Annotated in this window: 29 protein-coding genes; 1 reads left to right on the forward strand and 28 read right to left on the reverse strand. The window is 67.0% G+C overall.

All coding sequences use genetic code 11. From position 1 onward, the window contains the following. Positions 1 to 6: 6 nt before the first annotated feature. Positions 7 to 1,020 (reverse strand): 4-hydroxythreonine-4-phosphate dehydrogenase PdxA, encoded by a 1,014-nt coding sequence (gene pdxA / locus ASF43_RS04730; RefSeq protein ID WP_056177205.1) that lies wholly within the window; start codon positions 1,018 to 1,020, stop codon positions 7 to 9. Then, entirely contained in the window at positions 1,020 to 1,787 is a 768-nt protein-coding gene (locus ASF43_RS04735) for a Nif3-like dinuclear metal center hexameric protein (protein WP_056177207.1), read from the reverse strand. Before ASF43_RS04735 ends, pdxA begins: the two co-directional genes overlap by 1 nt. Positions 1,788 to 1,884: 97 nt before the next feature. Here ASF43_RS04735 and ASF43_RS04740 point away from each other — a divergent pair, with 97 nt between their 5' ends. Then, positions 1,885 to 3,024, forward strand: a complete 1,140-nt coding sequence (locus ASF43_RS04740; protein WP_056177209.1) for a S1C family serine protease — start codon at positions 1,885 to 1,887, stop codon at positions 3,022 to 3,024. Positions 3,025 to 3,030: 6 nt separating this feature from the next. On the opposite strand, the gene tatC is transcribed toward ASF43_RS04740, so the two are convergent. The 26 genes from tatC to ASF43_RS04870 form a co-directional block, all read right to left on the reverse strand. After that, positions 3,031 to 3,828 carry a twin-arginine translocase subunit TatC gene (gene tatC / locus ASF43_RS04745; RefSeq protein ID WP_056177211.1) on the reverse strand — a complete coding sequence of 266 codons (798 nt, stop codon included), beginning with the start codon at positions 3,826 to 3,828 and terminating at the stop codon, positions 3,031 to 3,033. Between the two features lie 57 nt (positions 3,829 to 3,885). After that, positions 3,886 to 4,365, reverse strand: coding sequence for a Sec-independent protein translocase protein TatB (gene tatB / locus ASF43_RS04750; RefSeq protein WP_056177213.1), 480 nt, complete (start codon positions 4,363 to 4,365; stop codon positions 3,886 to 3,888). A gap of 10 nt (positions 4,366 to 4,375) precedes the next feature. After that, the gene (gene tatA / locus ASF43_RS04755) at positions 4,376 to 4,618 is read right to left on the reverse strand and encodes a Sec-independent protein translocase subunit TatA (protein WP_056177215.1); all 243 of its coding nucleotides are present in this window, start codon (positions 4,616 to 4,618) and stop codon (positions 4,376 to 4,378) included. Between the two features lie 74 nt (positions 4,619 to 4,692). Continuing rightward, positions 4,693 to 5,049, reverse strand: coding sequence for a histidine triad nucleotide-binding protein (locus tag ASF43_RS04760; RefSeq protein ID WP_056177217.1), 357 nt, complete (start codon positions 5,047 to 5,049; stop codon positions 4,693 to 4,695). Between the two features lie 9 nt (positions 5,050 to 5,058). Beyond that, positions 5,059 to 5,454, reverse strand: coding sequence for a hypothetical protein (locus ASF43_RS04765; RefSeq protein WP_056177219.1), 396 nt, complete (start codon positions 5,452 to 5,454; stop codon positions 5,059 to 5,061). Then, a complete protein-coding gene (locus tag ASF43_RS04770; protein WP_056178122.1) occupies positions 5,447 to 5,839 on the reverse strand; it encodes a phosphoribosyl-ATP diphosphatase in 393 nt (130 codons plus the stop codon). The genes ASF43_RS04765 and ASF43_RS04770 overlap by 8 nt, the downstream gene beginning before the upstream one ends. Before the next feature lie 5 nt (positions 5,840 to 5,844). Beyond that, positions 5,845 to 6,267, reverse strand: coding sequence for a phosphoribosyl-AMP cyclohydrolase (gene hisI / locus ASF43_RS04775; protein ID WP_082497666.1), 423 nt, complete (start codon positions 6,265 to 6,267; stop codon positions 5,845 to 5,847). Positions 6,268 to 6,289: 22 nt separating this feature from the next. Then, the gene (hisF, locus tag ASF43_RS04780) at positions 6,290 to 7,069 is read right to left on the reverse strand and encodes an imidazole glycerol phosphate synthase subunit HisF (protein ID WP_056177221.1); all 780 of its coding nucleotides are present in this window, start codon (positions 7,067 to 7,069) and stop codon (positions 6,290 to 6,292) included. Between the two features lie 17 nt (positions 7,070 to 7,086). Further along, complete coding sequence (locus ASF43_RS04785; protein WP_056177223.1) at positions 7,087 to 7,932, reverse strand: D-hexose-6-phosphate mutarotase; 846 nt, start codon at positions 7,930 to 7,932, stop codon at positions 7,087 to 7,089. Further along, on the reverse strand, positions 7,925 to 8,668 hold the full coding sequence (gene hisA, locus ASF43_RS04790; protein ID WP_056177225.1) for a 1-(5-phosphoribosyl)-5-[(5-phosphoribosylamino)methylideneamino]imidazole-4-carboxamide isomerase: 744 nt from the start codon (positions 8,666 to 8,668) through the stop codon (positions 7,925 to 7,927). Before hisA ends, ASF43_RS04785 begins: the two co-directional genes overlap by 8 nt. A gap of 34 nt (positions 8,669 to 8,702) precedes the next feature. Beyond that, positions 8,703 to 9,386, reverse strand: a complete 684-nt coding sequence (gene hisH, locus ASF43_RS04795) for an imidazole glycerol phosphate synthase subunit HisH (protein WP_056177227.1) — start codon at positions 9,384 to 9,386, stop codon at positions 8,703 to 8,705. Between the two features lie 2 nt (positions 9,387 to 9,388). Continuing rightward, positions 9,389 to 10,000 (reverse strand): imidazoleglycerol-phosphate dehydratase HisB, encoded by a 612-nt coding sequence (gene hisB, locus ASF43_RS04800; protein ID WP_056177228.1) that lies wholly within the window; start codon positions 9,998 to 10,000, stop codon positions 9,389 to 9,391. Then, a complete protein-coding gene (hisC, locus tag ASF43_RS04805; RefSeq protein ID WP_056177230.1) occupies positions 9,997 to 11,088 on the reverse strand; it encodes a histidinol-phosphate transaminase in 1,092 nt (363 codons plus the stop codon). Before hisC ends, hisB begins: the two co-directional genes overlap by 4 nt. After that, the gene (gene hisD, locus ASF43_RS04810) at positions 11,085 to 12,455 is read right to left on the reverse strand and encodes a histidinol dehydrogenase (RefSeq protein WP_056177231.1); all 1,371 of its coding nucleotides are present in this window, start codon (positions 12,453 to 12,455) and stop codon (positions 11,085 to 11,087) included. Before hisD ends, hisC begins: the two co-directional genes overlap by 4 nt. Next, the gene (hisG, locus tag ASF43_RS04815) at positions 12,455 to 13,111 is read right to left on the reverse strand and encodes an ATP phosphoribosyltransferase (RefSeq protein WP_056177232.1); all 657 of its coding nucleotides are present in this window, start codon (positions 13,109 to 13,111) and stop codon (positions 12,455 to 12,457) included. Before hisG ends, hisD begins: the two co-directional genes overlap by 1 nt. Next, a complete protein-coding gene (murA, locus tag ASF43_RS04820; protein WP_056177234.1) occupies positions 13,108 to 14,400 on the reverse strand; it encodes a UDP-N-acetylglucosamine 1-carboxyvinyltransferase in 1,293 nt (430 codons plus the stop codon). Before murA ends, hisG begins: the two co-directional genes overlap by 4 nt. Positions 14,401 to 14,453: 53 nt before the next feature. Continuing rightward, on the reverse strand, positions 14,454 to 14,705 hold the full coding sequence (locus ASF43_RS04825; RefSeq protein ID WP_056177236.1) for a BolA family protein: 252 nt from the start codon (positions 14,703 to 14,705) through the stop codon (positions 14,454 to 14,456). Between the two features lie 3 nt (positions 14,706 to 14,708). After that, positions 14,709 to 15,464, reverse strand: coding sequence for an ABC transporter permease (locus ASF43_RS04830; protein WP_056178126.1), 756 nt, complete (start codon positions 15,462 to 15,464; stop codon positions 14,709 to 14,711). Further along, complete coding sequence (locus ASF43_RS04835) at positions 15,464 to 16,405, reverse strand: ABC transporter ATP-binding protein (protein WP_056177238.1); 942 nt, start codon at positions 16,403 to 16,405, stop codon at positions 15,464 to 15,466. The genes ASF43_RS04830 and ASF43_RS04835 overlap by 1 nt, the downstream gene beginning before the upstream one ends. Before the next feature lie 59 nt (positions 16,406 to 16,464). Then, the gene (locus ASF43_RS04840; protein ID WP_056177241.1) at positions 16,465 to 16,734 is read right to left on the reverse strand and encodes a lipid asymmetry maintenance protein MlaB; all 270 of its coding nucleotides are present in this window, start codon (positions 16,732 to 16,734) and stop codon (positions 16,465 to 16,467) included. Further along, positions 16,734 to 17,375, reverse strand: coding sequence for an ABC transporter substrate-binding protein (locus tag ASF43_RS04845; protein ID WP_082497667.1), 642 nt, complete (start codon positions 17,373 to 17,375; stop codon positions 16,734 to 16,736). Before ASF43_RS04845 ends, ASF43_RS04840 begins: the two co-directional genes overlap by 1 nt. Before the next feature lie 106 nt (positions 17,376 to 17,481). Beyond that, positions 17,482 to 18,222, reverse strand: coding sequence for a VacJ family lipoprotein (locus tag ASF43_RS04850; RefSeq protein ID WP_056177243.1), 741 nt, complete (start codon positions 18,220 to 18,222; stop codon positions 17,482 to 17,484). A gap of 18 nt (positions 18,223 to 18,240) precedes the next feature. Beyond that, positions 18,241 to 18,723, reverse strand: a complete 483-nt coding sequence (mlaD, locus tag ASF43_RS04855) for an outer membrane lipid asymmetry maintenance protein MlaD (protein WP_056178130.1) — start codon at positions 18,721 to 18,723, stop codon at positions 18,241 to 18,243. 33 nt (positions 18,724 to 18,756) lie between these two features. Further along, positions 18,757 to 19,539, reverse strand: coding sequence for a lipid asymmetry maintenance ABC transporter permease subunit MlaE (mlaE, locus tag ASF43_RS04860; RefSeq protein ID WP_056177245.1), 783 nt, complete (start codon positions 19,537 to 19,539; stop codon positions 18,757 to 18,759). After that, complete coding sequence (locus ASF43_RS04865) at positions 19,536 to 20,354, reverse strand: ABC transporter ATP-binding protein (protein ID WP_056177247.1); 819 nt, start codon at positions 20,352 to 20,354, stop codon at positions 19,536 to 19,538. Before ASF43_RS04865 ends, mlaE begins: the two co-directional genes overlap by 4 nt. 93 nt (positions 20,355 to 20,447) lie before the next feature. Then, positions 20,448 to 21,914, reverse strand: a complete 1,467-nt coding sequence (locus tag ASF43_RS04870) for a glutamate synthase subunit beta (protein WP_056177249.1) — start codon at positions 21,912 to 21,914, stop codon at positions 20,448 to 20,450. Positions 21,915 to 21,919 lie beyond the last annotated feature (5 nt).

Genomic DNA, 21,919 nt, shown 5'->3' on the forward strand with positions numbered 1-21,919 from the left:
GCGCCTTCAGGCCCCGGCGAGCTGGCGCGCCATGCGCAAGGCCTCGATGAGGCTGCGTGCATCGGCCGTGCCCGTGCCGGCGATGTCGAAGGCCGTGCCATGGTCCGGGCTGGTGCGGACCAGCGGCAGACCCAAGGTCACGTTCACGCCCTGCTCCACACCCAGATACTTCACCGGGATCAATCCCTGGTCGTGGTACATCGCCACCACCACGTCGAACTCGCCCGTACGCGCACGCATGAACACGGTGTCGGGCGCATGGGGGCCGTCGGCCACGATGCCCTCGGCCCGGGCGGCCGCGATCGCCGGCACGATGGTGTCGATCTCTTCGCGGCCGAACAGGCCGCCTTCGCCTGCATGGGGGTTCAGGCCCGCCACGGCAATGCGCGGTCCACGGCCCAGCATGGTGCTCAGCGCGGCCTGCGTGATGCGCAAGGTCTGCAGAACGTTGTCGAAGGTCACGGCATCCAGAGCGGCGCGCAACGACATGTGGATGCTGACCAGCACGGTGCGCAGCTCGGGGTTCGCAAGCATCATGCGCACGGGCATGGCCGACAAGGGTCGGTGCGCAAATGCAGCGGCCTCGGCCTGCAACAACTCGGTGTGCCCCGGATACGGCACACCGGCAGCGGCCAGGGCCTCCTTGTGCAGCGGCGCCGTCACCAGCGCCGCGACCTCGCCGCGCAGCGCAGCGCGCGCGCCCCAGACCACGCAGTCGGCGGCTAGGCGGCCAGCCTCCGCGCTGACGACACCCATGGCTGGCGCCGTCACATCGGGCCCTGGCTGCAGCACGGGAATGCAGCGCGGGGGCACGGTCAGCGCGTCGTGCGCCGCGCCGATGCGCGCCACTGGCATCGCGATGCCGGGCAGGAAGCCCGCTGCACGGCGCATCACGCCCACGTCACCGACGACGAAGCAGTGCTGCACCAGCTCCGGAGCAGCGCGAAACGCCATGGCGATGGTCTCCGGGCCAATGCCCGCGGCATCGCCCAGGCTGATGGCAATGGGGCGTCTGGACATCAGGCAGGGTTCTTGATCTCGATGAAGCGGTGCGCGATACCCAGTGCGTCGGCCACATGGGCAGCGACGGCCGGCGCCCCGTAGCGCTCGCTCGCATGGTGGCCGCAGGCCAGGAAGGCCACGCCGCACTCGCGCGCCAGATGCGCCTGCGGTTCGGAGATCTCGCCCGTGATGAACGCGTCGGCCCCAGCCGCGATGGCAGCTTCGAAATAGGACTGCGCGCCCCCCGTGCACCAGGCGATGCGGCGCAGCGGCCGGGCACCGGCATCGACCAGGGTGACGGCGCGGCCCAACCGCTGCTCGACCTGGCGCGCCAGGGCCCGCGCATCGGCAAACGCCTCGCCCTCCACCGCCGCGCCGAGGAAGCCCAGGTCCTGCTCGCCGAAGCGCGTGGCCGCAGGCGCCAGGCCCAGCACGCGTCCGAGTTGCGCGTTGTTGCCCAACTCCGCGTGTGCATCGAGCGGCAGGTGGTAGGCGTAGAGGCTGATGTCGTGCGCGAGCAGCAACGCCAGGCGCTGCTTCATCCAGCCCGTGACTGTGCCGCTCTGGCCGCGCCAGAACAAGCCGTGGTGCACGAAGATGGCGTCGGCCCGGGCAGCGATCGCCGCTTCGATCAGTGCCCGGCTCGCAGTGACGCCACTGACCAGTAAGCCAATATCGGCCCGGCCTTCGACCTGCAGCCCGTTGGGCCCGTAGTCCTTGAAACGCGCTGGCTGCAACAGGCCGTCGAAGGCCTGCAGCAGTTCCTGTCTTGTCGTGGTGCCCATGGCGGCGATTGTCTCAGCGCGCGGCCATGGGGGACAATGGCGGCCCGCTCCGCCGGTCCCGTGGACTCCCCACGCAGGAGCGCACTCCCCCTCTCCCATGAAGCGCATCTGGCTCCTATTTGCCCAATCCGTCACCGTGTTGCTGGCGGCGTATTTCGTCGTCGGCACCTTGAAACCCGAATGGCTGGGCAAGCGGCCCGCCTTCGGCGCGGTCTCGCTGCTCGAGGCACCTGCGCCCGCGGTGCCGGTCCAGCCGGCAGCCGGGAGCTTCGCGGCCGCCGCCAAGCGGGCCTCGCCCGCGGTGGTCAGCATCAACACCAGCAAGGCGGCACGCCATCCGCAGAGCAACGACCCCTGGTTCCGCTTCTTCTTCGGCGACCGTGGCGGTGAAGCCCAGGCCGGCCTGGGCAGCGGCGTGATCGTCAGCCCCGAGGGCTATGTGCTGACCAACAACCACGTCGTCGAGGGCGCGGATGCCATCGAGGTCATCCTGACCGATGCCAGGCGCATCCGGGCAGAGGTCATCGGCACGGACCCGGAGACCGACCTGGCCATCCTCAAGATCGCGCTCGACAAGCTGCCCGTCATGGTGCTGGGCAACTCGGATGCGCTGCTGGTCGGCGACCAGGTTCTGGCGATCGGCAACCCGTTCGGTGTGGGCCAGACCGTGACGAGCGGCATCGTCAGCGCGCTGGGGCGCAACCAGCTCGGCATCAATCTCTTCGAGAACTTCATCCAGACCGATGCCGCCATCAATCCCGGCAACTCCGGCGGGGCGCTGGTCGACACCGCCGGCAACCTGATGGGCATCAACACCGCGATCTACTCGCGCTCGGGCGGCAGCATGGGCATCGGCTTTGCGATCCCGACATCGACTGCCAAGCTCGTGCTCGAGGGCATCGTGCGTGATGGCCATGTCACGCGCGGCTGGATCGGCGTGGAGCCCAACGACCTGTCGCCCGAGCTGGCCGAGACCTTCGGCGTGAAGGCCACCGCTGGCGTGATCATCACTGGCGTGCTGCAGAACGGTCCGGCCGCGCAGGCCGGCATCCGGCCGGGCGACGTGATCGTGGACGTGGCAGGCAAGGCGGTCGGCAATGTGTCGGAACTGCTGTCCAGCGTGGCGGCGCTCAAGCCCGGCACGGTCTCGGCCTTCGAGGTGCTGCGCCGCGATGAGAAAGTCCGCATCGATGTCACACCCGGCGTGCGGCCCGCGCAGCGCCGCAACGGCCAGTAAAGCCGCTCAGGCGTCCGGCGACGGCGCCTTCTCTTCGTCTTCCGGCGCGCGGCTGTACTTCACGAAGAAGCGCGCGCCCCAGATGCCGGCCTCGTACAGCAGGCACATGGGCACGGCCAGCGCCAGTTGCGAGATCACGTCCGGCGGCGTGATGACGGCCGAGATCACGAAGGCCAGCACGATGAAGTAGCCACGGAAGCTCTTGAGCTTCTCGATCGTGACCATCTCCATGCGCACCAGCAGCATCACGACGATGGGCACCTGGAACGCCAGGCCGAAGGCCAGATACAGGCCCAGGATGGCCTCGACGTAGGACGCGATGTCCGGCGTCGCGTTCACGCTCTCGGGCGTCACGGCCTGGATGAAGGCGAACATCTTGTCCAGCACGAAGAATTGCACGAACCCGATGCCGATATAGGCCAGTGCACTGCCGAACACGATCAAGGGCACGGCCAGCCGTTTCTCATGCGAGTACAGGCCGGGCGCGACGAAGGCCCAGATCTGGTACATGAGCCAGGGCAGGGCCAGCAGCACACCGGCCATCATCAGCACCTTGAGGGGCACGAAGAACGGCGAGAACACGCCTACGGCGATCAGCTTGGCGCCGGGCGGCATGTGCGCCCGGATCGGGTGCGCGACGATGTCGATGAGCCCGCTGGGCGAAGGCCAGATGGCCAGCGCCGCCATGGCGATGCCCAGGCCGATCAGGCAGTAGACCAACCGGTTGCGCAGCTCCATGAGGTGCTGCACGAACGGCTGCTCGGTGCCGGCAAGCTCATCTTCCTTGGTGTTCGAATCAGGCATGGTACTAACGGGTGGGGCGACAGGCTCGCCGCAGCCGAAGCCTGGCGCGCGGCGCGGTCAATTGAATTTTTGCGGGCGGAACCGGGCGACGCGCGCCGCACCCGACAGCGCCTTGGTGCGCACACCGGCCCGGGCCTTGTACCACTGCGGCATCGCGCCCTGCTTGACGCGCCAATGCTTCCTGGGATGCTTGTACTCGGGATAGCGCACGAAGCTGTCGGCCGTCGTGCTCTCGGCCGTGCTCTCGCCCGAGAGGCCGCTGGTGGTGGCGGCCCAGTCCTTCTCGAAATCGCTGGTCGCGTTGTGGACGGAGCTCTGCACATCGCGTGCCGCACCTTCCACGGTTTCCTTCATCTTCTTGAGCTCGTCCAGCTCCATGGAACGGTTGACCTCGGCCTTCACGTCGGCCACGTAGCGCTGCGCCTTGCCCAGCAAGGCGCCCACGGTGCGCGCGACACCCGGCAGCTTTTCGGGCCCGATGACGATCAACGCCACCGCGCCAATCAGCGCCATCTTCGATATGCCGAGATCGATCACAGCGCGAGGCTCAGGACTTGGTCTTGGCTTCGACGTCGATGGTGGACTTGTCGGCCGTCACCGGCGCGTTGCCCACCTGCGCGTTGGCGGCCGCCTTCTCTTCAGCAGTGGCCGAGCCGTCCTTCATGCCGTCCTTGAAACCCTTGACGGCTCCGCCGAGGTCCGACCCCATGTTCTTGAGCTTCTTGGTGCCGAACACCATCACCACGATCAGCAGCACGATCAACCAGTGCCAGATGGAAAAAGAACCCATGGAAATACTCCTAACGAATTGCGTCGAATTTTAGTCGGCGGGATGAAACGATCCCGCCATGCGGGGCTTTGGACTCAACCCCGGGCCCAGGGCCGGGGACCACCCATCACATGCATGTGCAGATGGTGGACTTCCTGGCCGCCCTCCGTGCCCGTGTTGACCACGGTGCGGAAGCCGCCATCGGGATAGGGATTGCAGCCCTCCTGCTGCGCCAGCTGCGGTGCCAGCACCACCATCCGGCCCATGAGCTCGGCATGCTCGGCGGTGAGCTGCGCCATGGAGGGAATGTGGCGCTTGGGCACGATCAGAAAATGGATGGGCGCCGCCGGCCGGATGTCGTGGAAGGCGAAAAAGTCTTCGTCCTCGTGCACTTTGCGGGACGGGATCTTGCCCTGGGCGATCTTGCAGAACAGGCAATCGGGATCGTGCATGGTGGAAACCTAGCGTGAAAGGCCGACGGGGCGGCTGGCGTTCATGTCCACCATGCCACGCACGATGCGGTACAGGAACCAGATCGAAATCACGGCCCAGGCGATGGCGCCCGGCACGTACAACAGCAGAAACAACGGCAGCGTCACGATGTACAGCACGCCGGCCCACAACACGGACCGGATGCGCCAATCGAAATGGCTGGCCTGCCAGGTGCCCTCGGCGTCCGACTTCTTCACGAGGTCGATCACGAGAGCGATGATCAGCAGCGCAATGCTGGCCTGGGCCGTCGGGATGACCGCCGCTACCGCGACGACCAGGTGCATGAGGTAACTGATCCAGCCGACGGTCTTGAGGCCTTGCGCCTTCTCGTTGTCGACCACCTGGACGTCGATGATGTCAGCCACGGACTTCTCCTTCGCGTGCGACGGCCTTGCGCAAGGCCTTTTCCTCGATGCCGCTCGTGCCTTCGCGGCGCAGCAGCTCGGCGATCACGTCCTGGGGGCCGCGCCCGTAGTGCGCCAGCGCCACCAGCGAGTGGAACCACAGGTCGGCCACCTCGCCGACCAGCTTGCCGCGTAGCACGTCGGCATCCCCCTGGGCGGCGTCGATGTCCTTTGCGGCCATGACCACCTCGGTGGCCTCTTCGCCGATCTTTTTCAGGAACGCGTCCGGCCCCTTGTGCAGCAGGCGTGCCACATAGCTGGCCGCAGCATCGCCGCCGGCCGCGGGTTTGCGGCTTTCGATCACGGCCGCGAGGCGGTCAAGTGCGTCCTGGGAGAGCGTCGTCATGGCCGTCACTTGTAGATGGACTCGGGGTCTTTCAAGACCGGATCAACCGCCCGCCATGCGCCATCGCCCGCGGTGCCGGCTTCGAGCTTCTGGAAGAAGCAGCTGTGGCGGCCTGTATGGCACGCGATGCCGGGCTCGTGGCCCAGTTGCGTAACCTTGAGCAGCACGACGTCAGCATCGCAATCGAGCCGGATCTCATGCACCGTTTGCACATGGCCCGACTCTTCGCCCTTGAACCAGAGCTTGCCGCGCGAGCGGCTGAAGTACACGGCGCGCTGCAACTCGAAGGTCTTCTGCAGGGCCTCGCGGTTCATCCAGGCAAACATCAGCACGTCGCCCGTCGCGGCTTCCTGCGCGATGGCCGGCACAAGGCCCTGGCCATCCCATTTCACTTCGTCCAACCAATGCATGGCCAGATTCTCGGTCATCGCCACGACAGGGGCGAAGCCACTACAGACGCACGGGAATGCCGCGCCCCGCCATGTGGGCCTTGGCTTGGCCGACTGTGAACTCGCCGTAGTGGAAGATGCTGGCGGCCAGCACGGCGTCGGCACCGCCGGTCTGCACGCCGTCGGCCAGGTGGTCGAGCGTGCCGACGCCGCCCGAGGCGATCACGGGCACGCTGACGGCGTCGCTGACGGCACGGGTCAGCGCCAGGTCGAAGCCGGACTTCGTGCCATCGCGATCCATGCTGGTCAGCAGGATCTCGCCGGCACCGCGCTGTGCCATTTCGCGCGCCCAGGCGACGGCGTCCAGGCCCGTGTTCTTGCGCCCGCCGTGGCTGTAGACATCCCAGCCCGGTCCGCGCACAAGCGCATCGGCCTCGCTGCGCCGCTTGGCGTCGATGGCCACGACGATGCACTGCGCGCCGTACTTGCCCGAGGCCTGCACGATGACGTCCGGGTTGGCGAGCGCCGCGGAATTGAAGCTGGTCTTGTCGGCGCCGGAATTCAGCAGGCGGCGCACGTCTTCGACCGTGCGCACGCCACCGCCCACCGTCAGTGGGATGAACACCTGCGAGGCCACGGCCTCGATGATGGGCAGGATCAGGTCGCGGCCATCGCTGGTCGCCGTGATGTCCAGGAAGGTCAGCTCGTCCGCGCCCTGCTCGTTGTAGCGCGCGGCGATCTCCACGGGGTCGCCCGCATCGCGCAGCTCGACGAAGTTGACGCCCTTGACGACGCGGCCACCGGTCACGTCCAAGCAGGGAATGATGCGTTTGGCCAGCATGTGGGAGCGGTGAGAAATCAGGAAATCGTCAAGCGCTGCCAACCGGCCCATGCGGCCCCCGGTCCCAGCGTCTGGGCTTGTTCGACCTGGCCGGCCTCGACGCACACCATGTGCGCGAAACCTTCGGCTGGCATGTCGGCCAGGCGCAGGGCCGGGCCGGGATTCCAGACCACCGTGTCGGCAAAGCTATCGCTCTGTTCGATCTGCAGACGCGATGGGCCGTCGTGAAGGACCAGCGGCCCAGGCGCGGCGCGGAACACGCGGTCGAACTCGCCAGCAAAGCGGATCGGGCCGGCGTGCGTGCTGCGCTGGTCCGTCAAAGCGTCCCAGCAGGGCTGGCCGTCCAGGCCGTCGAGGCGCACGGCCGCAATGTCGGCCACGCGCAGGTAGGTGTGCAATGCGCCTGTGAACGACCAGGGCGTGCTGCCGCCATTGCGCGCAGCCAGGTCCATCCGTAGCCGTCCTGCCCCGAGTGCAAGGCGCAGTTCGAACTGGAACTCTTCAGGCCAGAATGCGCGGCTGGCCGCGTCGCTCGCGAGCTGCAATGCAAGCACCGCGTCACCCGTTGCGGCGTCGTGGTTCGCCTGGCCTGGCGTCCACGCCAGGTTGCGCGCAAAGCCGTGCTTGGGCAGCGGGCCGCGCACATTGAATTGCGGAAAGCAGACCGGCACGCCGCCGCGGATCGCACTCTTGCCGTCGAAGATCGCCGTGGGGCTCAGGTACAGGCGCTCCTGCCCGGCCGCGATCCACGACAGCACATGGGCACCATGCAGCGCGACGAGCAGGCTGTCCTGCGGGCCCCACGCCAGACGCAGGCAGGGCTGGCCCCGAAACGTCTCTGGGGCCGCCGCGAACTCAGACATTGCCGAACTGATCGGCGCGATCCTGAGCGCTGGCGAAATCGAGGTCGCCGGTGTAGATGGCGCGGCCGCAAATCACGCCTTCCACGCCTTCGCTTTCGACTTCGAGCAATTTGTCGATGTCGGCGATGTTGGACAGGCCACCCGATGCGATCACGGGCGTGGTCAGGGCCTGGGCCAGCTTGACGGTGGCCTCGATGTTGATACCCGTCAGCATGCCGTCGCGGCCGATGTCGGTGTAGATGAAGGACTCGATACCGTAGTCCTCGAACTTCTTGGCCAGATCGATGACCTCATGTCCCGTCAGCTTGCTCCAGCCGTCCGTCGCGACCTTGCCGTCCTTGGCATCCAGGCCCACGATGATGTGTCCGCCGAAAGCCGTGCAGGCGTCCTGCAGAAAGCCCGGGTTCTTCACGGCAGCTGTGCCGATGATCACGTAGCGCAGGCCGGCGTCCAGGTAGCGCTCGATCGTGTCCAGGTCGCGGATGCCGCCACCGAGCTGCACGTCGACCTCGCTGCCCACTTCCTTCAGGATCCTGCGAATCGCCATCTCGTTCCTGGGCTTGCCGGCGAAGGCGCCGTTCAGGTCCACCAGGTGCAGCCGACGGGCGCCGCGGTCGACCCAGGTGCGGGCCATCGCGGCCGGGTCTTCGTTGAAGATGGTGGACTGTTCCATGTCGCCTTGCTTGAGGCGCACGCATTGACCGTCTTTCAAATCGATCGCAGGAATAAGAAGCATGGTGCTGTAGACAGCCGGTGAGAGGGGAAAGGGTTCAGGGATTCCAGTGGAGGAAGTTGCGGTACAGCGCCAGACCGTGCGCCGCGCTCTTCTCCGGGTGAAACTGGGTCGCAAAAATATTATCGCGTGCGACCGCACAGGTAAAGGTTTCCCCGTACTCCGTCAAGCCCGCGCTGTGGCGCTGATCCGACGGTCGCGCGTAAAAGCTGTGCACGAAATAAAACCAGCTCTGGTCGGGCACATCGCCCCAGACCGGATGCCGGCGCCCGTCCGGCTGTTGCTGGGAGACGCGATTCCAGCCCATCTGCGGCACCTTGAAGCGGCTCCCGTCGGGCTGCAAGCGCCCCTCCAGTTGGAACCGGATGACCTCGCCGCCGATCAGGCCCAGGCCCGGCGTGCCCTGCGCTTCTTCCCCAGCCCAAGCCTCTTCGCTGCGGTCCAGCAGCATCTGCATGCCGACGCATACACCGAAGAGGGGTTTGCGGGCGGCCGCCTCGAGTACCGATTCGAGCAGGCCCGACTCGCGCAGTTCGCGCATGCAGTCCGGCATCGCGCCCTGGCCCGGCAGCACGATGCGGCCCGCAGCGCGCACGACGGCCGGGTCGGCTGTCACGTGCACGTTGAAGCCCTCGCCCTCGGCCGCATGCTGCACGGCCTGCGAAACCGAGCGCAGGTTGCCCATGCCGTAATCGACCACGGCCACGGTCTTGTCCGTCATGGTCAGAGCGAACCTTTGGTGGAAGGGATGGTGCCGATGGAGCGCGGATCGAGCTCCAGCGCCGAGCGCAACGCGCGCGCGAAGGCCTTGAACACGGTCTCGGCCTGGTGGTGCGCGTTCTCGCCGCGCAGGTTGTCGATGTGCAGCGTGACAAAGGCGTGGTTCACGAAGCCCTGGAAGAACTCGTGCGTGAGCTGGGTGTCGAACGCGCCGATCATGCCGCTCTTGAACGGCACGTTGAGCAGCAAGCCCGGGCGTCCGGAGAAGTCGATGACGACGCGGCTCAGCGCCTCGTCCAGCGGCACGTAGGCATGGCCGTAGCGCCGGATGCCCTTCTTGTCGCCCACGGCCTTGGCCACGGCCTGGCCGAGCGTGATGCCCACGTCCTCCACCGTGTGATGACCGTCGATATGCAGGTCGCCCTCGGCCTGGATGTCCAGGTCGATCAGGCCGTGCCTCGCGATCTGGTCCAGCATGTGGTCGAAGAAGCCGATGCCGGTGGCCAACTTGGCCTGGCCGGTGCCGTCCAGGTTCACGCGCACCGTGATCTTGGTCTCGGCAGTGTTGCGGCTGACTTCGGCCGTGCGGGCGGTGGGGGTGGGGGCTTGCGTCATAGGGAGTCCTGCAGGGCCTGGAGCATCTGGGCGTTCTCGTCGGAAGTGCCGACGGTCAGGCGCAGGCAATTGGCCAGCAGCGGATGCATTTTAGAAACGTTCTTCACAAGCACGCCGCGTGCCCGCATGCCTTCGAACACGGCCTGGGCACGCCCGTCCTGGCCGGGCACGCGCAGCAGCACCATGTTGGCATCGCTGTTCCAGACCTGGACGCCCGGCACCGCGCGCAAGGCCTTGAGCAAGGCGTCGCGCTGCGCACGCAGGTCGCGCGCCTGTTCGGCAAAGACCTCGGCATGTTCCAGCGCGAACAGCGCGCATTCGGCGTTCAGCACGCTGATGTTGTAGGGCGGGCGCACCTTGTCGATCTGCGCGATCAAGGCCTGGGGGCCCATCATGTAGCCCAGGCGCACGCCGGCCAGGCCGAACTTGCTGAGCGTGCGCATCAGCAGCACATGGGAGTGGCGCGCCACGCGGTCGATGTAGCTGCGGGCGGCGAAGGGCTGGTAGGCCTCATCCATGACCACCAGACCAGGCGCGGCCTCGACGATGCGCTCGATGGCCGCGTCGTCCCACAGGTTGGCCGTGGGGTTGTTCGGATAGGCCAGGTAGACGATGGAGGGCCGGTGTTCGGCGATGGCAGCCAGCATGGCGGCCTCGTCCAGCTCGAAGTCGGCCGTGAGCGGCACGCCGACGAAGCGCAGGCCTTGCAGCTGCGCGCTCATGGCGTACATCACGAAGCCGGGCACGGGGGCGAGGATGCTGGCACCCGGCACGTCGAAGGCCACGGCGATCAGCGAGATCAGCTCGTCCGAGCCATTGCCCAGCATGAGGTCGAAGCCCGCCGGCATCTGTGCGTGCCGCGCCAGCGCGCGGCGCAGGTCGTCCAGCCGCGCACCAGGGTAGCGGTTGAGCGCGACGGCGCCCAGCCGCTGGCCCAGCTCGGCCTGCAGCGCAGGGGACAGCCGGTGCGGGTTCTCCATCGCGTCCATCTTGAGCAGGCCGGTGGCGTCCTGCACCGCATAGGCATGCATGGACTGCACGTCCTGCCGGATCAAGGGCGCGAGGCGTGGGTTCAGGGCTTCAGTCATTCGGAACGCATGCGCATTTCGGCCGCGCGGGCGTGGGCCTGCAAGCCTTCGCCATGGGCCAGCACGGACGCGATGCCGCCCAGGGCCTGGGCTCCCGCCTGGCTGACCTCGATCAGGCTGCTGCGCTTTTGGAAGTCGTAGACGCCCAGTGGGCTGGAGAAGCGCGCCGTGCCGCTCGTCGGCAGCACGTGGTTGGGGCCGGCGCAGTAGTCGCCCAGGCTTTCGCTGGTGTAGGCGCCCAGGAAGATGGCCCCGGCATGCTTGAGCATCGGCTCCCAGCGGTGCGGCTCGTGGCTGCTGACCTCCAGGTGCTCAGGCGCGATGCGGTTGCTGATGGCGCAGGCCTCGTCCATGCTGCGGGTGTGGATCAGCGCACCCCGGCCGTTGAGCGAGGCCGCGATGATGTCCGCGCGCGGCATCTGGGGCAGCAGCCGGTCGATGGCTTCCTGCACAGCGTCGATGTACACCGCGTCGGGGCACAGCAGGATGCTTTGCGCCAACTCATCGTGCTCAGCCTGGCTGAACAGGTCCATGGCCACCCAGTCGGCCGGCGTGCTGCCGTCGGCCAACACCAGGATCTCGCTGGGGCCCGCAATCATGTCGATGCCCACGGTGCCGAACACGCGGCGCTTGGCGGCCGCCACATACGCGTTGCCCGGGCCGGTGATCTTGTCGACGGCCGGGATGCTGGCGGTGCCGTAGGCCAGCGCGGCCACGGCCTGGGCGCCACCGACGGTGAACGCACGCGTGACGCCGGCCACGTAGGCCGCAGCCAGCACCAGCACGTTGCGCTCGCCCCTGGTGGCGGCTTCGGTGCCCGCGCCGCCGGTGGCGACACTGCCCTTGGCCGGTGTGGGGACCACCATGATGATGTCCTGCACGCCCGCCACGTGCGCCGGGATCGCGTTCATGAGCAGGCTGGATGGGTAGGCCGCCTTGCCGCCAGGCACGTAGATGCCCACGCGGTCCAGCGGTGTGACCTTCTGCCCCAGCAGCGTGCCGTCGGCGTCGCGGTAGGTCCAGCTCTCGCCGCTGGCCTTCTTCTGGGCCTCGTGGTAGCTGCGCACCCGTGCCGCCGCCGCACGCAGCGCATCGCGCTGCTCGGCCGGCAGGGAGTCGAACGCCTGCTGGAAGTCGGCCTGCGTCAACTCCAGATCGGCGACGGTGTCGGCGGCCAGGCCGTCGAAGCGGCGCGTGTATTCCAGCACCGCCGCGTCGCCGCGCGCCTTCACATCGGCCAGGATGTCCGCCACGCGCTGCTCGATCGCGGCGTCGGTGTCGGCCGACCAATGCAGCCGCTGCTGGAACCGGGCCTCGAAGTCGGCGTCGGCCGTGGACAGTCGCAGGGGACGGGCAGGAGCGGTCATCAGGAATTCCGGTCCGGCGCCTGCCGCAGTGCCGCGGCAAAGCCGTCGATGGTCTGCCGCAGCGCGGCCTGCTTGAGCTTCAGCGCGGCCTGGTTCACGACCAGCCGGGCGCTGATGTCCATGATGGTCTCGACCTCGACCAGGTCGTTGGCCTTGAGCGTGTTGCCGGTGGAGACCAGGTCGACGATGGCGTCGGCCAGGCCCGTCAGCGGCGCCAGCTCCATGCTGCCGTAGAGCTTGATCAGGTCCACATGCACGCCCTTGGTCGCGAAGAAGTCGCGTGCGATGGCGACGTACTTGGTCGCCACACGCAGCCGCGAGCCCTGGCGCACGGCGGATGCGTAGTCAAAGTCCTTGCGCACGGCCACGCTGATGCGGCAGCGCGCGATGTCCAGGTCCAGCGGCTGGTACAGGCCCTGGCCGCCGTGCTCGATCAGCGTGTCACGGCCGGTGATGCCGAGGTCGGCGCCGCCGTACTCGACATAGGTCGGCACGTCGGTGGCGCGCACCAGCACCACGCGCAGGTCGGCCTTGTTGGTCGCCAGGATCAGCTTGCGCGAGGTTTCCGGGTCTTCCAGCACCTCGATGCCGGCGGCGCGCAGCAGCGGCAGCGTCTCGTCGAAGATCCGGCCCTTGGACAGCGCAAGCGTGATCATGCGGTCACCTTGTCCTGCACACGCTCGATGTCGGCACCGATGCCGCGCAGCTTGGCTTCCATCTGGTCGTAACCGCGGTCCAGGTGGTAGATGCGGTCGACCATGGTCTCGCCATCGGCCACCAGCCCGGCGATGACCAAACTGGCCGAGGCGCGCAGGTCGGTCGCCATGACGGTCGCACCCGACAGCCGCGGGCCGCCTTCGATCATGGCGATCTTGCCGTCGATCTGGATGTTGGCGCCCAGCCGCAGCAACTCGTTCACGTGCATGAAGCGGTTCTCGAAGATGGTCTCGGTGACCTTGCTCGCGCCCTGGGAGATGCAGTTCAGCGTCATGAACTGCGCCTGCATGTCGGTCGGGAAGCCCGGATATTCGCTGGTGCGAAAGCTCTGCGCGCGCAGGAATTCGTAGGCCGGCGCGTCGGCCTGCACGCGGATGCCGTCCTCGACCGCCTGCACGCGCGCACCGGCGTCGCGCAGCTTGTCGATGACCGCGTCCAGGTGGTCGGCCCGGCCATGGCGCAGCACCACGTCGCCACCCGTCGCCGCGACCGCGCACAGGAAGGTGCCGGCCTCGATGCGGTCGGCCACGACCTGGTGCGCACAGCCGTGCAGGCGGTCCACACCCTCGATCACGATGCGCCGCGTGCCGTGGCCGCTGATGCGCGCGCCCATGGCGATCAGCATCTCGGCCAGGTCGGGGATCTCGGGCTCCTGCGCTGCGTTCTCGAGCACGGTCGTGCCCTCGGCCAGCGTGGCGGCCATCATGAGGTTCTCGGTACCCGTCACGGTCACCATGTCGGTCGTGATGTGCGTGCCGCGCAGGCGCGTGCGGCCGGCCGGCAGCCGGGCCAGCATGTAGCCGTGTTCCACCACGATCTCGGCGCCCATGGCCTGCAGGCCCTTGATGTGCTGGTCCACGGGCCGCGAGCCGATGGCGCAGCCGCCCGGCAGCGACACGGTGGCCTCGCCGAAACGCGCCAGCAGCGGGCCCAGCGCCAGCACCGCGGCGCGCATGGTCTTGACGAGTTCGTACGGCGCCTCGCGCACGGACAGCGTGCTGGCGTTGATCGTGATATGGCCGTCCGCGCCCTGCTCCACCGCGACGCCCATGTTGCGGATCAGCGCCAGCATGGTGTTGACGTCCTGCAGGCGCGGCACGTTGGACAGCTGCACGGCCTCGTCGGTCAGCAATGCCGCGCACAGCTCGGGCAGGGCCGCGTTCTTGGCACCGGAAATGCGCACCTCGCCCTGCAAGCGGCGGCCGCCGCGAATCAATAGTCTGTCCATCGCTGTGTTCTTGGAAATCGTTGGGGGCGACGCCATCGGGGGCGCGCCGGGAATCAGGACTGGGGCCGGCCCTGTGCCGTCCACTCGGCCGGGGTCATGGTCTTCATCGAGAGCGCATGCACTTCGTCGGTGCGTATTTTCTCACCCAGCGTGGCATAGACCTGCTGGTGGCGCTGGATGGGCCGCTTGCCCTCGAAGGCCGCGGACACGATGGTCGCGTACCAATGGCGGCCGTCGCCCTGCACGCTGAGGTGCTCGCAGGCCAGGCCCGCGGAAATGATGGTTTGCAGTTCGTCCGCAGTCATGGCTCAACTCCTGATCTTGTAGCCGATGCGCAGCAGGTGCACGCTGATCGCGCCCACCATCACCAGCGCCGTGCCGACGATGGAAAGGCTGATCCAGGGCGAGACGTCGCTGACGCCGAAAAAGCCGTAGCGAAAGCCGTCGATCATGTAGAAGAACGGGTTCAGGTGGCTCACGGTCTGCCAGAAGCTGGGCAGCGAGTGGATGGAATAGAACACGCCGGACAAGAAGGTCATGGGCATGATCACGAAATTCTGGAACGCCGCCATCTGGTCGAACTTCTCGGCCCACAAGCCGGCGATCACGCCCAGCGCGCCCAGCAGCGCCGCGCCCAGCACCGCGAACACCAGAATCCACAGCGGTGCCACCAGGTGCACGCCCGTGAAGCCGACGGTCACGATGAACACGCCGAACCCGACCAGCACGCCGCGCACGATCGACGAGCCGACGTAGGCGATGAACCAGCTCCAGTGCGACAACGGCGTCAGCAACACGAAGACCAGGCTGCCCATGATCTTGCTCTGGATCAGCGAGGACGAGCTGTTCGCGAAGGCGTTTTGCAGCACGCTCATCATGACAAGGCCGGGCACCAGGAACGAGGTGTAGCCGATGGTGTCGTAGACCTTGACGTTGCCCTCCAGCACATGGCCGAAGATCATCAGGTACAGCACGGCCGTCAGCACGGGCGCGGCCACGGTCTGAAAGCCGACCTTCCAGAAACGCAGGATCTCTTTGTAGAACAGGGTTTGCCAGCCGGTCATCACGCCACCAGTGCCGTTGGGCTGCCACGCTCGGCCGCCATGACCTGCAGGAACACATCCTCCAGGTCCGCCTTGCGGATCTCCACGTCCTCGACGGTCAGGCCGGCCTGGCGCACGGCCGCCAGGTACTGCTCGATTTCGAGCGCGCCCTGGGCTGGCAACTGCACGATGCGGCCGGTGACGCGCGCCGTCGCGGCCAGCGAAGCAGGCAGTTCACGGTCGATCTTGAAACGCAACACGTTGCTGGAGGCGGACTTGAGCAGGTCGCTGGTCTCGGCCAGGGCCACCAGATGGCCCTGCTTGAGCATGCCGATGCGCGTGCACAGGGCTTCGGCTTCTTCCAGGTAATGCGTGGTCAGCAGCACGGTGTGCCCCTGCTTGTTGAGGCGCGCGATGAACTGCCACAGGGTTTGGCGCAGTTCCACGTCCACGCCTGCCGTGGGCTCATCGAGCACGATCACGGGCGGGCGATGCACCAGGGCCTGCGCGACCAGCACGCGGCGCTTCATGCCGCCCGACAGCTGGCGCATGTTGGACTTGGCCTTGTCGGCCAGGCCGAGGCTTTCCAGCAATTCGTCGATCCAGGCGTCGTTGTTGCGCACGCCGAAATAGCCGGACTGGATGCGCAGGGCCTCGCGCACATTGAAGAACGGGTCGAACACCAGCTCCTGCGGCACCACGCCGAGCGCGCGGCGGGCGGCCGCGTAGTCGGTTTGCACGTCGTGGCCCTGCACCAGGACCTTGCCGCCGCTGGCCCGTGTCAGGCCGGCCAGGATGCTGATCAACGTCGTTTTGCCAGCGCCGTTGGGGCCCAGCAGGCCAAAGAATTCCCCTTGTTCGATGTCGAAGCTGACATCGTCCAGGGCGCGAAAGGAGGGGGAGTTGCTGCCACGAGCGCCGCTATACGACTTGGTGACAGACTGAAACGAGATGGCGGGCATGGGCAACCGGCGATTCTAAAGCGCCAGGCCGGCGCACGCTGGCCGGCGGAGCGGAGTGCTCAGGCCGGCGTGGTCAGGAGTTGGTCCACGCCGTACAGGGCCGCCAGCGAACGCAGGCGCTCCGGCAGGCCGCGCACACTGAAGCCGCGTTGCAGGCTCTGGGCTTCTCGGCGGCATTGCAGCAGCACGGCCAGGGCCGATGAATCGAAGCGCGCGAGCGCCGTTGCGTCGACCAGGACTGGCCCCTGCTGTGAGGCCAGGCCCTGCAACAGCATGCGCAGCGAGGCAGTGGCCTGCGCATGCGTCAGTTCGGCCGGCAGGACCAGCATCAGCCCTTCTTGCCGTCGTTGCTCTTGTTGCGCTGGGCCAGCGTGGCGATCAGGCCGTCGATGCCTTTGGCGTTGATCTCCTGCGCAAACTGGCTGCGGTAGGTTTCCACCAGCCAGATCCCCAGAACGTTCAGGTTGTAGATCTTCCAGCCTGCGCCCTGGCCCGGCGTCTGCTCGAGACGGTAGTCCAGTTGCACCGGATCGCCACGGCCACGCACCTCGGAGCGCACGACGACGTCCTTGTCGTCCGCCGCCGCGCGCAGCGGTCGCACCACGATTTCCTGGTCGCTGACCTGGGCCAGCGCGCCCGAATAGGTGCGCACCAACAGGATCTTGAATTCATCCTGCAGCTTTTGCTTCTGCTCGGCCGACGCCTGACGCCAGGCCGGGCCGACGGCCGACGCGGTCATGCGCTGGAAGTTCACGTTGGGCATGATCTTCGTGTCGACGAGCGTGACCACCTTGGCAATGTCTCCCGCCTGGATCGACTTGTCGGCCTTGATCGCGTCCAGCACCTCGGTGGACAGGCGCTTGATCAGCGCGTCCGGCGCTTCGTCGGCGGCCATGGCCACGCCCGTTGCAAGCTGCGCCAGCACCAAGCTGGCAGCGCTTGCCCAGCGGGCCAGATTCCTGCGATTCATCATCATTGTTTTCCTTCAGAAGAACGAAGTTCGGGGATGCACGGTTTCGAGACCGGCGGGGGCCAATGGTTCCTTGGCGCCCGGCCCGGCATACAGCATGCGCAGGCTATTTGGCCGTGCCGGATGCCGCGGGATCCTTCTCCGGGTTCCACGGCTCCCCGTCATGCACGGCGTCGCCACGCAGCTGCAGGTAGACATCGCGCGTGAACGTGTACTTGTCGAGCGCGGCTTCGTCCAGCACGTTGCTGGCGCGCAGCAGGTTCGCGCGCGCCTCGACGAGGCGCAGGCCATACAGCGTGTAGCGCAGCGACTCGCTGTCCAGGTGCGTGATGCCATTGCCCCAGGTGTTCACGGGCAGGGCCGACGCATCGCGCACAGTGGACGGCCCGAGCAGCGGCAGCACCAAGTAGGGACCGGCCGGCACGCCCCAGCGGCCCAGTGTCTGGCCGAAGTCTTCCTTGTGCCGCTCGATGTTGGCTTCGCTGGCGATGTCGAGCAGGCCGCCGATGCCGAACACGGTGTTGATCTGGAAGCGGAACAGGCTGTCCACCGCGGCCTGCGGCTTGAACTGCAACAGCGCATTGACGGCCGTCCAGGCGTCCTGCAGGTTGTTGAAGAAGTTGCTGACGCCGGTGCGCACCACGTCGGGCGTGACCTTGTCGTAGGCCTGAGCGACAGGCTTGAGCACGGCACGGTCCACGCCGTCGTTGAAGCGCGTGACGCCGCGGTTGAAGGGCTCCAGCGGGTCACGCGGATCCGCATTCGGGCCGCTGGCGCAACCGCCTGCCAGGGCCAGGGTCAGCACGCAGGCGGTGATTGCGAGGGGTCGAACGAGGAGATGCGTCATGGTGGAATTGGGTTGTTCTTACTTTTTAGCCGCTGGTGCCGCGGGCCCGTCGGACGCCTTGTTGTAAAGGAACTGGCCGATCAGGTTTTCCAGCACCACCGCGGATTGTGTCGTCGTGATGGTGTCGCCGGCCGCCAGGTTTTTCTCATCCGCGCCCGCTTCGATGCCGATGTATTGCTCACCCAACAGCCCGCTGGTCAGGATCTTCAAGGAGCTGTCCTTCGGAAAAGTGTAGCGGCTCTGCATTGCCATCTGCACGCTCGCCTGGAAGCTCTTGTCATCAAATTCGATGGATTCGACACGTCCCACGACCACGCCAGCACTCTTGACAGCGGCCTTGGGCTTGAGCCCGCCAATGTTGTCGAACCTTGCCGTCAGCGGGTAACTGGACGACAGGCTCAGGCTGGTCAGGTTCGCCGCGCGCAGCGCGAGGAACAGGATGGCGGCCGCGCCCAGCAGCACAAACAGCCCCACCCACACATCAGTCTTTGCGCGTTCCATCGCCATTCCTCTGAGATCCAGCGTTGGATCTTTTCATATATTGAACATCATTGCCGTGAGCACGAAATCGAGCCCCAGCACGGCCAGCGAGGCCACGACCACCGTGCGCGTCGTGGCACGCGACACGCCCTCGGGCGTGGGCTGCGCACGCCAGCCCATGAGCAGTGCGACGAAGGTCACGGTGAAGCCGAACACGATGCTCTTGAGCACGCCGTTGCCCACGTCCTTCCACCAATCCACGCCGCCTTGCATCTGGCTCCAGAACGCGCCCGCGTCCACGCCGATCATGACCACGCCGACCAGCCAGCCGCCGATGATGCCGACCGCGCTGAACAGCGCGGCCAACAGGGGCATGGCGATCACGCCGCCCCAGAAGCGCGGCGCCAGCACACGGCTGACCGGATCGACGGCCATCATCTCCATGGCCGTCAGCTGTTCGCCTGCCTTCATGAGGCCGATGCCGGCCGTCAGCGAGGTGCCGGCGCGCCCAGCGAACAGTAGTGCGGTGACCACCGGCCCCAGCTCACGCACCAGGCTCAGTGCGACCAGCAGCCCCAGTGCCTCGGACGAGCCGTAGCGCTGCAAGGTGTAGTAGCCCTGCAGGCTCAGCACGAAGCCGACGAACAGGCCCGAGACCATGATGATCGCCAGCGAATAATTGCCCAGGAAGTGGATCTGGTCGCGCACCAGGCCGAAGCGCCGCACGCTCGCGCCACCGAGTGCCACCAGGCGCAGGAACAGGCGCGTGGCCTGCCCCAGGTCGGCCAGCTCGCGCCGCACGGCAAAGCCCACGTCGGACGGGCGCCACCAGCTCATGGCGCCGCTCCGAAGTCCTGCTCGACCGACGGGCCGGGATAGTGGAAGCGCACAGGGCCTTCGGCCTCGGCATGCACGAACTGGTGCACGAGAGGATCGGTGCTCTGGCGCACCTCGTCCGGTGTGCCCTGGGCGGCAATCTTGCCGTTGGCCAGCACGATGACCTGGTCTGCGATGGCGAAGGTTTCGTCCAGGTCGTGCGAGACCACGATGCTGGTCAGGCCCATGGCGTCGTTGAGCTGGCGGATCAGCTTGGCGGCGGTGCCGAGCGAGATCGGGTCCAGGCCGGCGAAGGGTTCGTCGTACATCACGAGTTCCGGGTCGAGCGCGATGGCCCGGGCCAGCGCCACGCGCCGCGCCATGCCACCGGAAACTTCGCTGGGCATCAGGTCGCGCGCGCCGCGCAAGCCCACGGCGTTGAGCTTCATGAGCACGATGTCGCGCACCAGGGCTTCGCTGAGGTCGGTGTGCTCACGCAGCGGAAAGGCGACGTTCTCGAACACGCTGAGGTCGGTGAACAGCGCACCGAACTGGAACAGCATGCCCATGCGCCGGCGCGCGGCGTACAAGGCTTCGGCCTGCATCGCGCCCACGTCCTGGCCGTCGAACAGCAGCTTGCCGCGCTGGGGCCGGATCTGCCCGCCGATCAGGCGCAGCACCGTGGTCTTGCCGCCGCCCGAGGCGCCCATCAGGGCCGTGACCTTGCCGCGCGGCACGGTCAGCGACACACCATCCAGGATCAGGCGTTCGCCATAACCAAAGGAGAGGTCCTGCAGCGTGACCAGGGGATCGGGGGGAGGGTTCGAGGAGTCCATCAAACGACAAAGCCGGAGGAGTTCCGGCCTTGAACGATGATAAGGGATGCCGCGGACACGCTCGTATACGCGACATTCACCCAGGACATTGCGTCAGCGCGGCAGATCCGAGAAGCCCATCAGGAACTCGTCCACCGCGCGCGCCGCCTGGCGCCCCTCACGGATCGCCCAGACCACCAGCGACTGACCGCGACGCATGTCACCGGCGGCGAAGACCTTGGGCACGTTGGTCGCGTAGCCGCCATCGAACTCGGTCGTGGCCTTGGCATTGCCGCGCGTGTCCTTGTCCACGCCGAAGGATTCCAGCACGGTCGTTACCGGATGCACGAAGCCCATGGCCAGCAGCACCAGATCGGCCTTGAGCACCTGCTCGCTGCCGGCGACCTCGACCATCTTGCCGTCCTTCCACTCGACGCGCACGGTCTTCAAGCCCGTGATCTTGCCCTTCTCGCCGATGAACTCCTTGGTCGAGATGGCGAACTCGCGTTCGCAGCCTTCCTCGTGGCTGGAGCTGGTGCGCAGCTTGATCGGCCAGTACGGCCAGGTCATGGGCCGGTTTTCCTCCGCCGGCGGCTGGGGCATGACCTCGAACTGCGTGACGCTCGCCGCGCCATGGCGGTTGCTGGTGCCCACGCAGTCGCTGCCGGTGTCGCCGCCGCCGATCACGATGACGTGCTTGCCGTCGGCACGTAGCTGGCCCTTGAGCTTGTCGCCGGCATTGACCTTGTTCTGCTGTGGCAGGAACTCCATAGCGAAATGGATGCCGTCCAGATCGCGGCCCGGCACGGGCAGGTCGCGCGACTGCTCGGAGCCGCCGGTCAGTACGATGGCGTCGAATTCCTTCTTCAGCTCGTCCGGCGTAATGGTCTGCTTGGCGAAGTTCGTGACCTTCGAATCCTTCGGCCAGTTGCCCACGACGACGCCCGTCCGAAACGTCACGCCCTCAGCCTCCATCTGCTTGACGCGGCGGTCGATGTGGCTCTTCTCCATCTTGAAGTCGGGGATGCCGTAGCGCAGCAGGCCGCCGATGCGGTCGTTCTTCTCGAACAGCGTCACGTCATGGCCCGCACGCGCAAGCTGCTGCGCGGCCGCCATGCCGGCCGGGCCGGAACCGACCACGGCCACCTTCTTGCCGGTCTTGATGCGCGCGGGCCGCGGCGTGACCCAGCCTTCGTCCCAGGCACGGTCGATGATGGCGTGCTCGATGGACTTGATGCCGATCGCGTCGTCGTTCACGTTCAGTACGCAGGCCGCCTCGCAGGGCGCGGGGCAGATGCGGCCCGTGAACTCGGGGAAGTTGTTGGTCGAATCCAGCACCGCGAAGGCGTTCTGCCAGTCGTTGCGATAGACCAGGTCGTTGAAGTCGGGGATGACGTTGTTGACCGGGCAGCCGCTGTTGCAGAACGGCGTGCCGCAGTCCATACAGCGCGCGCCCTGGATCTTGGCCTGCTCGGGCGTGAGCGCCACCACGAATTCCTTGTAGTGCTTCAGGCGCTCGTCCACGGGCTTGTAGCCCTCCTCGATGCGGCCATGCTCCATGAAGCCGGTGATCTTTCCCATCGTGT

The sequence above is a fragment of the Pseudorhodoferax sp. Leaf267 genome, assembly GCF_001422405.1.
In the GTDB taxonomy this organism is placed as follows: Bacteria; Pseudomonadota; Gammaproteobacteria; order Burkholderiales; family Burkholderiaceae_C; genus Pseudorhodoferax.

Bases quoted from the DNA above. Each gene is read 5' to 3' on its own strand.
- mlaD (WP_056178130.1), bottom strand. From the start codon at position 18,723: ATGGAACGCGCAAAGACTGATGTGTGGGTGGGGCTGTTTGTGCTGCTG.
- hisH (WP_056177227.1), bottom strand. From the start codon at position 9,386: ATGACGGACAAGACCGTGGCCGTGGTCGATTACGGCATGGGCAACCTG.
- pdxA (WP_056177205.1), bottom strand. From the start codon at position 1,020: ATGTCCAGACGCCCCATTGCCATCAGCCTGGGCGATGCCGCGGGCATT.
- hisB (WP_056177228.1), bottom strand. From the start codon at position 10,000: ATGACGCAAGCCCCCACCCCCACCGCCCGCACGGCCGAAGTCAGCCGC.
- ASF43_RS04850 (WP_056177243.1), bottom strand. From the start codon at position 18,222: ATGACGCATCTCCTCGTTCGACCCCTCGCAATCACCGCCTGCGTGCTG.
- hisC (WP_056177230.1), bottom strand. From the start codon at position 11,088: ATGACTGAAGCCCTGAACCCACGCCTCGCGCCCTTGATCCGGCAGGAC.
- ASF43_RS04825 (WP_056177236.1), bottom strand. From the start codon at position 14,705: ATGACTGCGGACGAACTGCAAACCATCATTTCCGCGGGCCTGGCCTGC.
- ASF43_RS04735 (WP_056177207.1), bottom strand. From the start codon at position 1,787: ATGGGCACCACGACAAGACAGGAACTGCTGCAGGCCTTCGACGGCCTG.
- ASF43_RS04785 (WP_056177223.1), bottom strand. From the start codon at position 7,932: ATGTCTGAGTTCGCGGCGGCCCCAGAGACGTTTCGGGGCCAGCCCTGC.
- ASF43_RS04740 (WP_056177209.1), top strand. From the start codon at position 1,885: ATGAAGCGCATCTGGCTCCTATTTGCCCAATCCGTCACCGTGTTGCTG.
- mlaE (WP_056177245.1), bottom strand. From the start codon at position 19,539: ATGAGCTGGTGGCGCCCGTCCGACGTGGGCTTTGCCGTGCGGCGCGAG.
- hisA (WP_056177225.1), bottom strand. From the start codon at position 8,668: ATGCTTCTTATTCCTGCGATCGATTTGAAAGACGGTCAATGCGTGCGC.
- ASF43_RS04845 (WP_082497667.1), bottom strand. From the start codon at position 17,375: ATGAATCGCAGGAATCTGGCCCGCTGGGCAAGCGCTGCCAGCTTGGTG.
- hisG (WP_056177232.1), bottom strand. From the start codon at position 13,111: ATGATCACGCTTGCGCTGTCCAAGGGCCGGATCTTCGACGAGACGCTG.
- ASF43_RS04835 (WP_056177238.1), bottom strand. From the start codon at position 16,405: ATGCCCGCCATCTCGTTTCAGTCTGTCACCAAGTCGTATAGCGGCGCT.
- ASF43_RS04770 (WP_056178122.1), bottom strand. From the start codon at position 5,839: ATGACGACGCTCTCCCAGGACGCACTTGACCGCCTCGCGGCCGTGATC.
- hisD (WP_056177231.1), bottom strand. From the start codon at position 12,455: ATGACCGCTCCTGCCCGTCCCCTGCGACTGTCCACGGCCGACGCCGAC.
- tatA (WP_056177215.1), bottom strand. From the start codon at position 4,618: ATGGGTTCTTTTTCCATCTGGCACTGGTTGATCGTGCTGCTGATCGTG.
- ASF43_RS04870 (WP_056177249.1), bottom strand. From the start codon at position 21,914: ATGGGAAAGATCACCGGCTTCATGGAGCATGGCCGCATCGAGGAGGGC.
- murA (WP_056177234.1), bottom strand. From the start codon at position 14,400: ATGGACAGACTATTGATTCGCGGCGGCCGCCGCTTGCAGGGCGAGGTG.
- ASF43_RS04865 (WP_056177247.1), bottom strand. From the start codon at position 20,354: ATGGACTCCTCGAACCCTCCCCCCGATCCCCTGGTCACGCTGCAGGAC.
- tatC (WP_056177211.1), bottom strand. From the start codon at position 3,828: ATGCCTGATTCGAACACCAAGGAAGATGAGCTTGCCGGCACCGAGCAG.
- hisI (WP_082497666.1), bottom strand. From the start codon at position 6,267: ATGACCGAGAATCTGGCCATGCATTGGTTGGACGAAGTGAAATGGGAT.
- ASF43_RS04830 (WP_056178126.1), bottom strand. From the start codon at position 15,464: ATGACCGGCTGGCAAACCCTGTTCTACAAAGAGATCCTGCGTTTCTGG.
- hisF (WP_056177221.1), bottom strand. From the start codon at position 7,069: ATGCTGGCCAAACGCATCATTCCCTGCTTGGACGTGACCGGTGGCCGC.
- ASF43_RS04760 (WP_056177217.1), bottom strand. From the start codon at position 5,049: ATGCACGATCCCGATTGCCTGTTCTGCAAGATCGCCCAGGGCAAGATC.
- ASF43_RS04840 (WP_056177241.1), bottom strand. From the start codon at position 16,734: ATGCTGGTCCTGCCGGCCGAACTGACGCATGCGCAGGCCACTGCCTCG.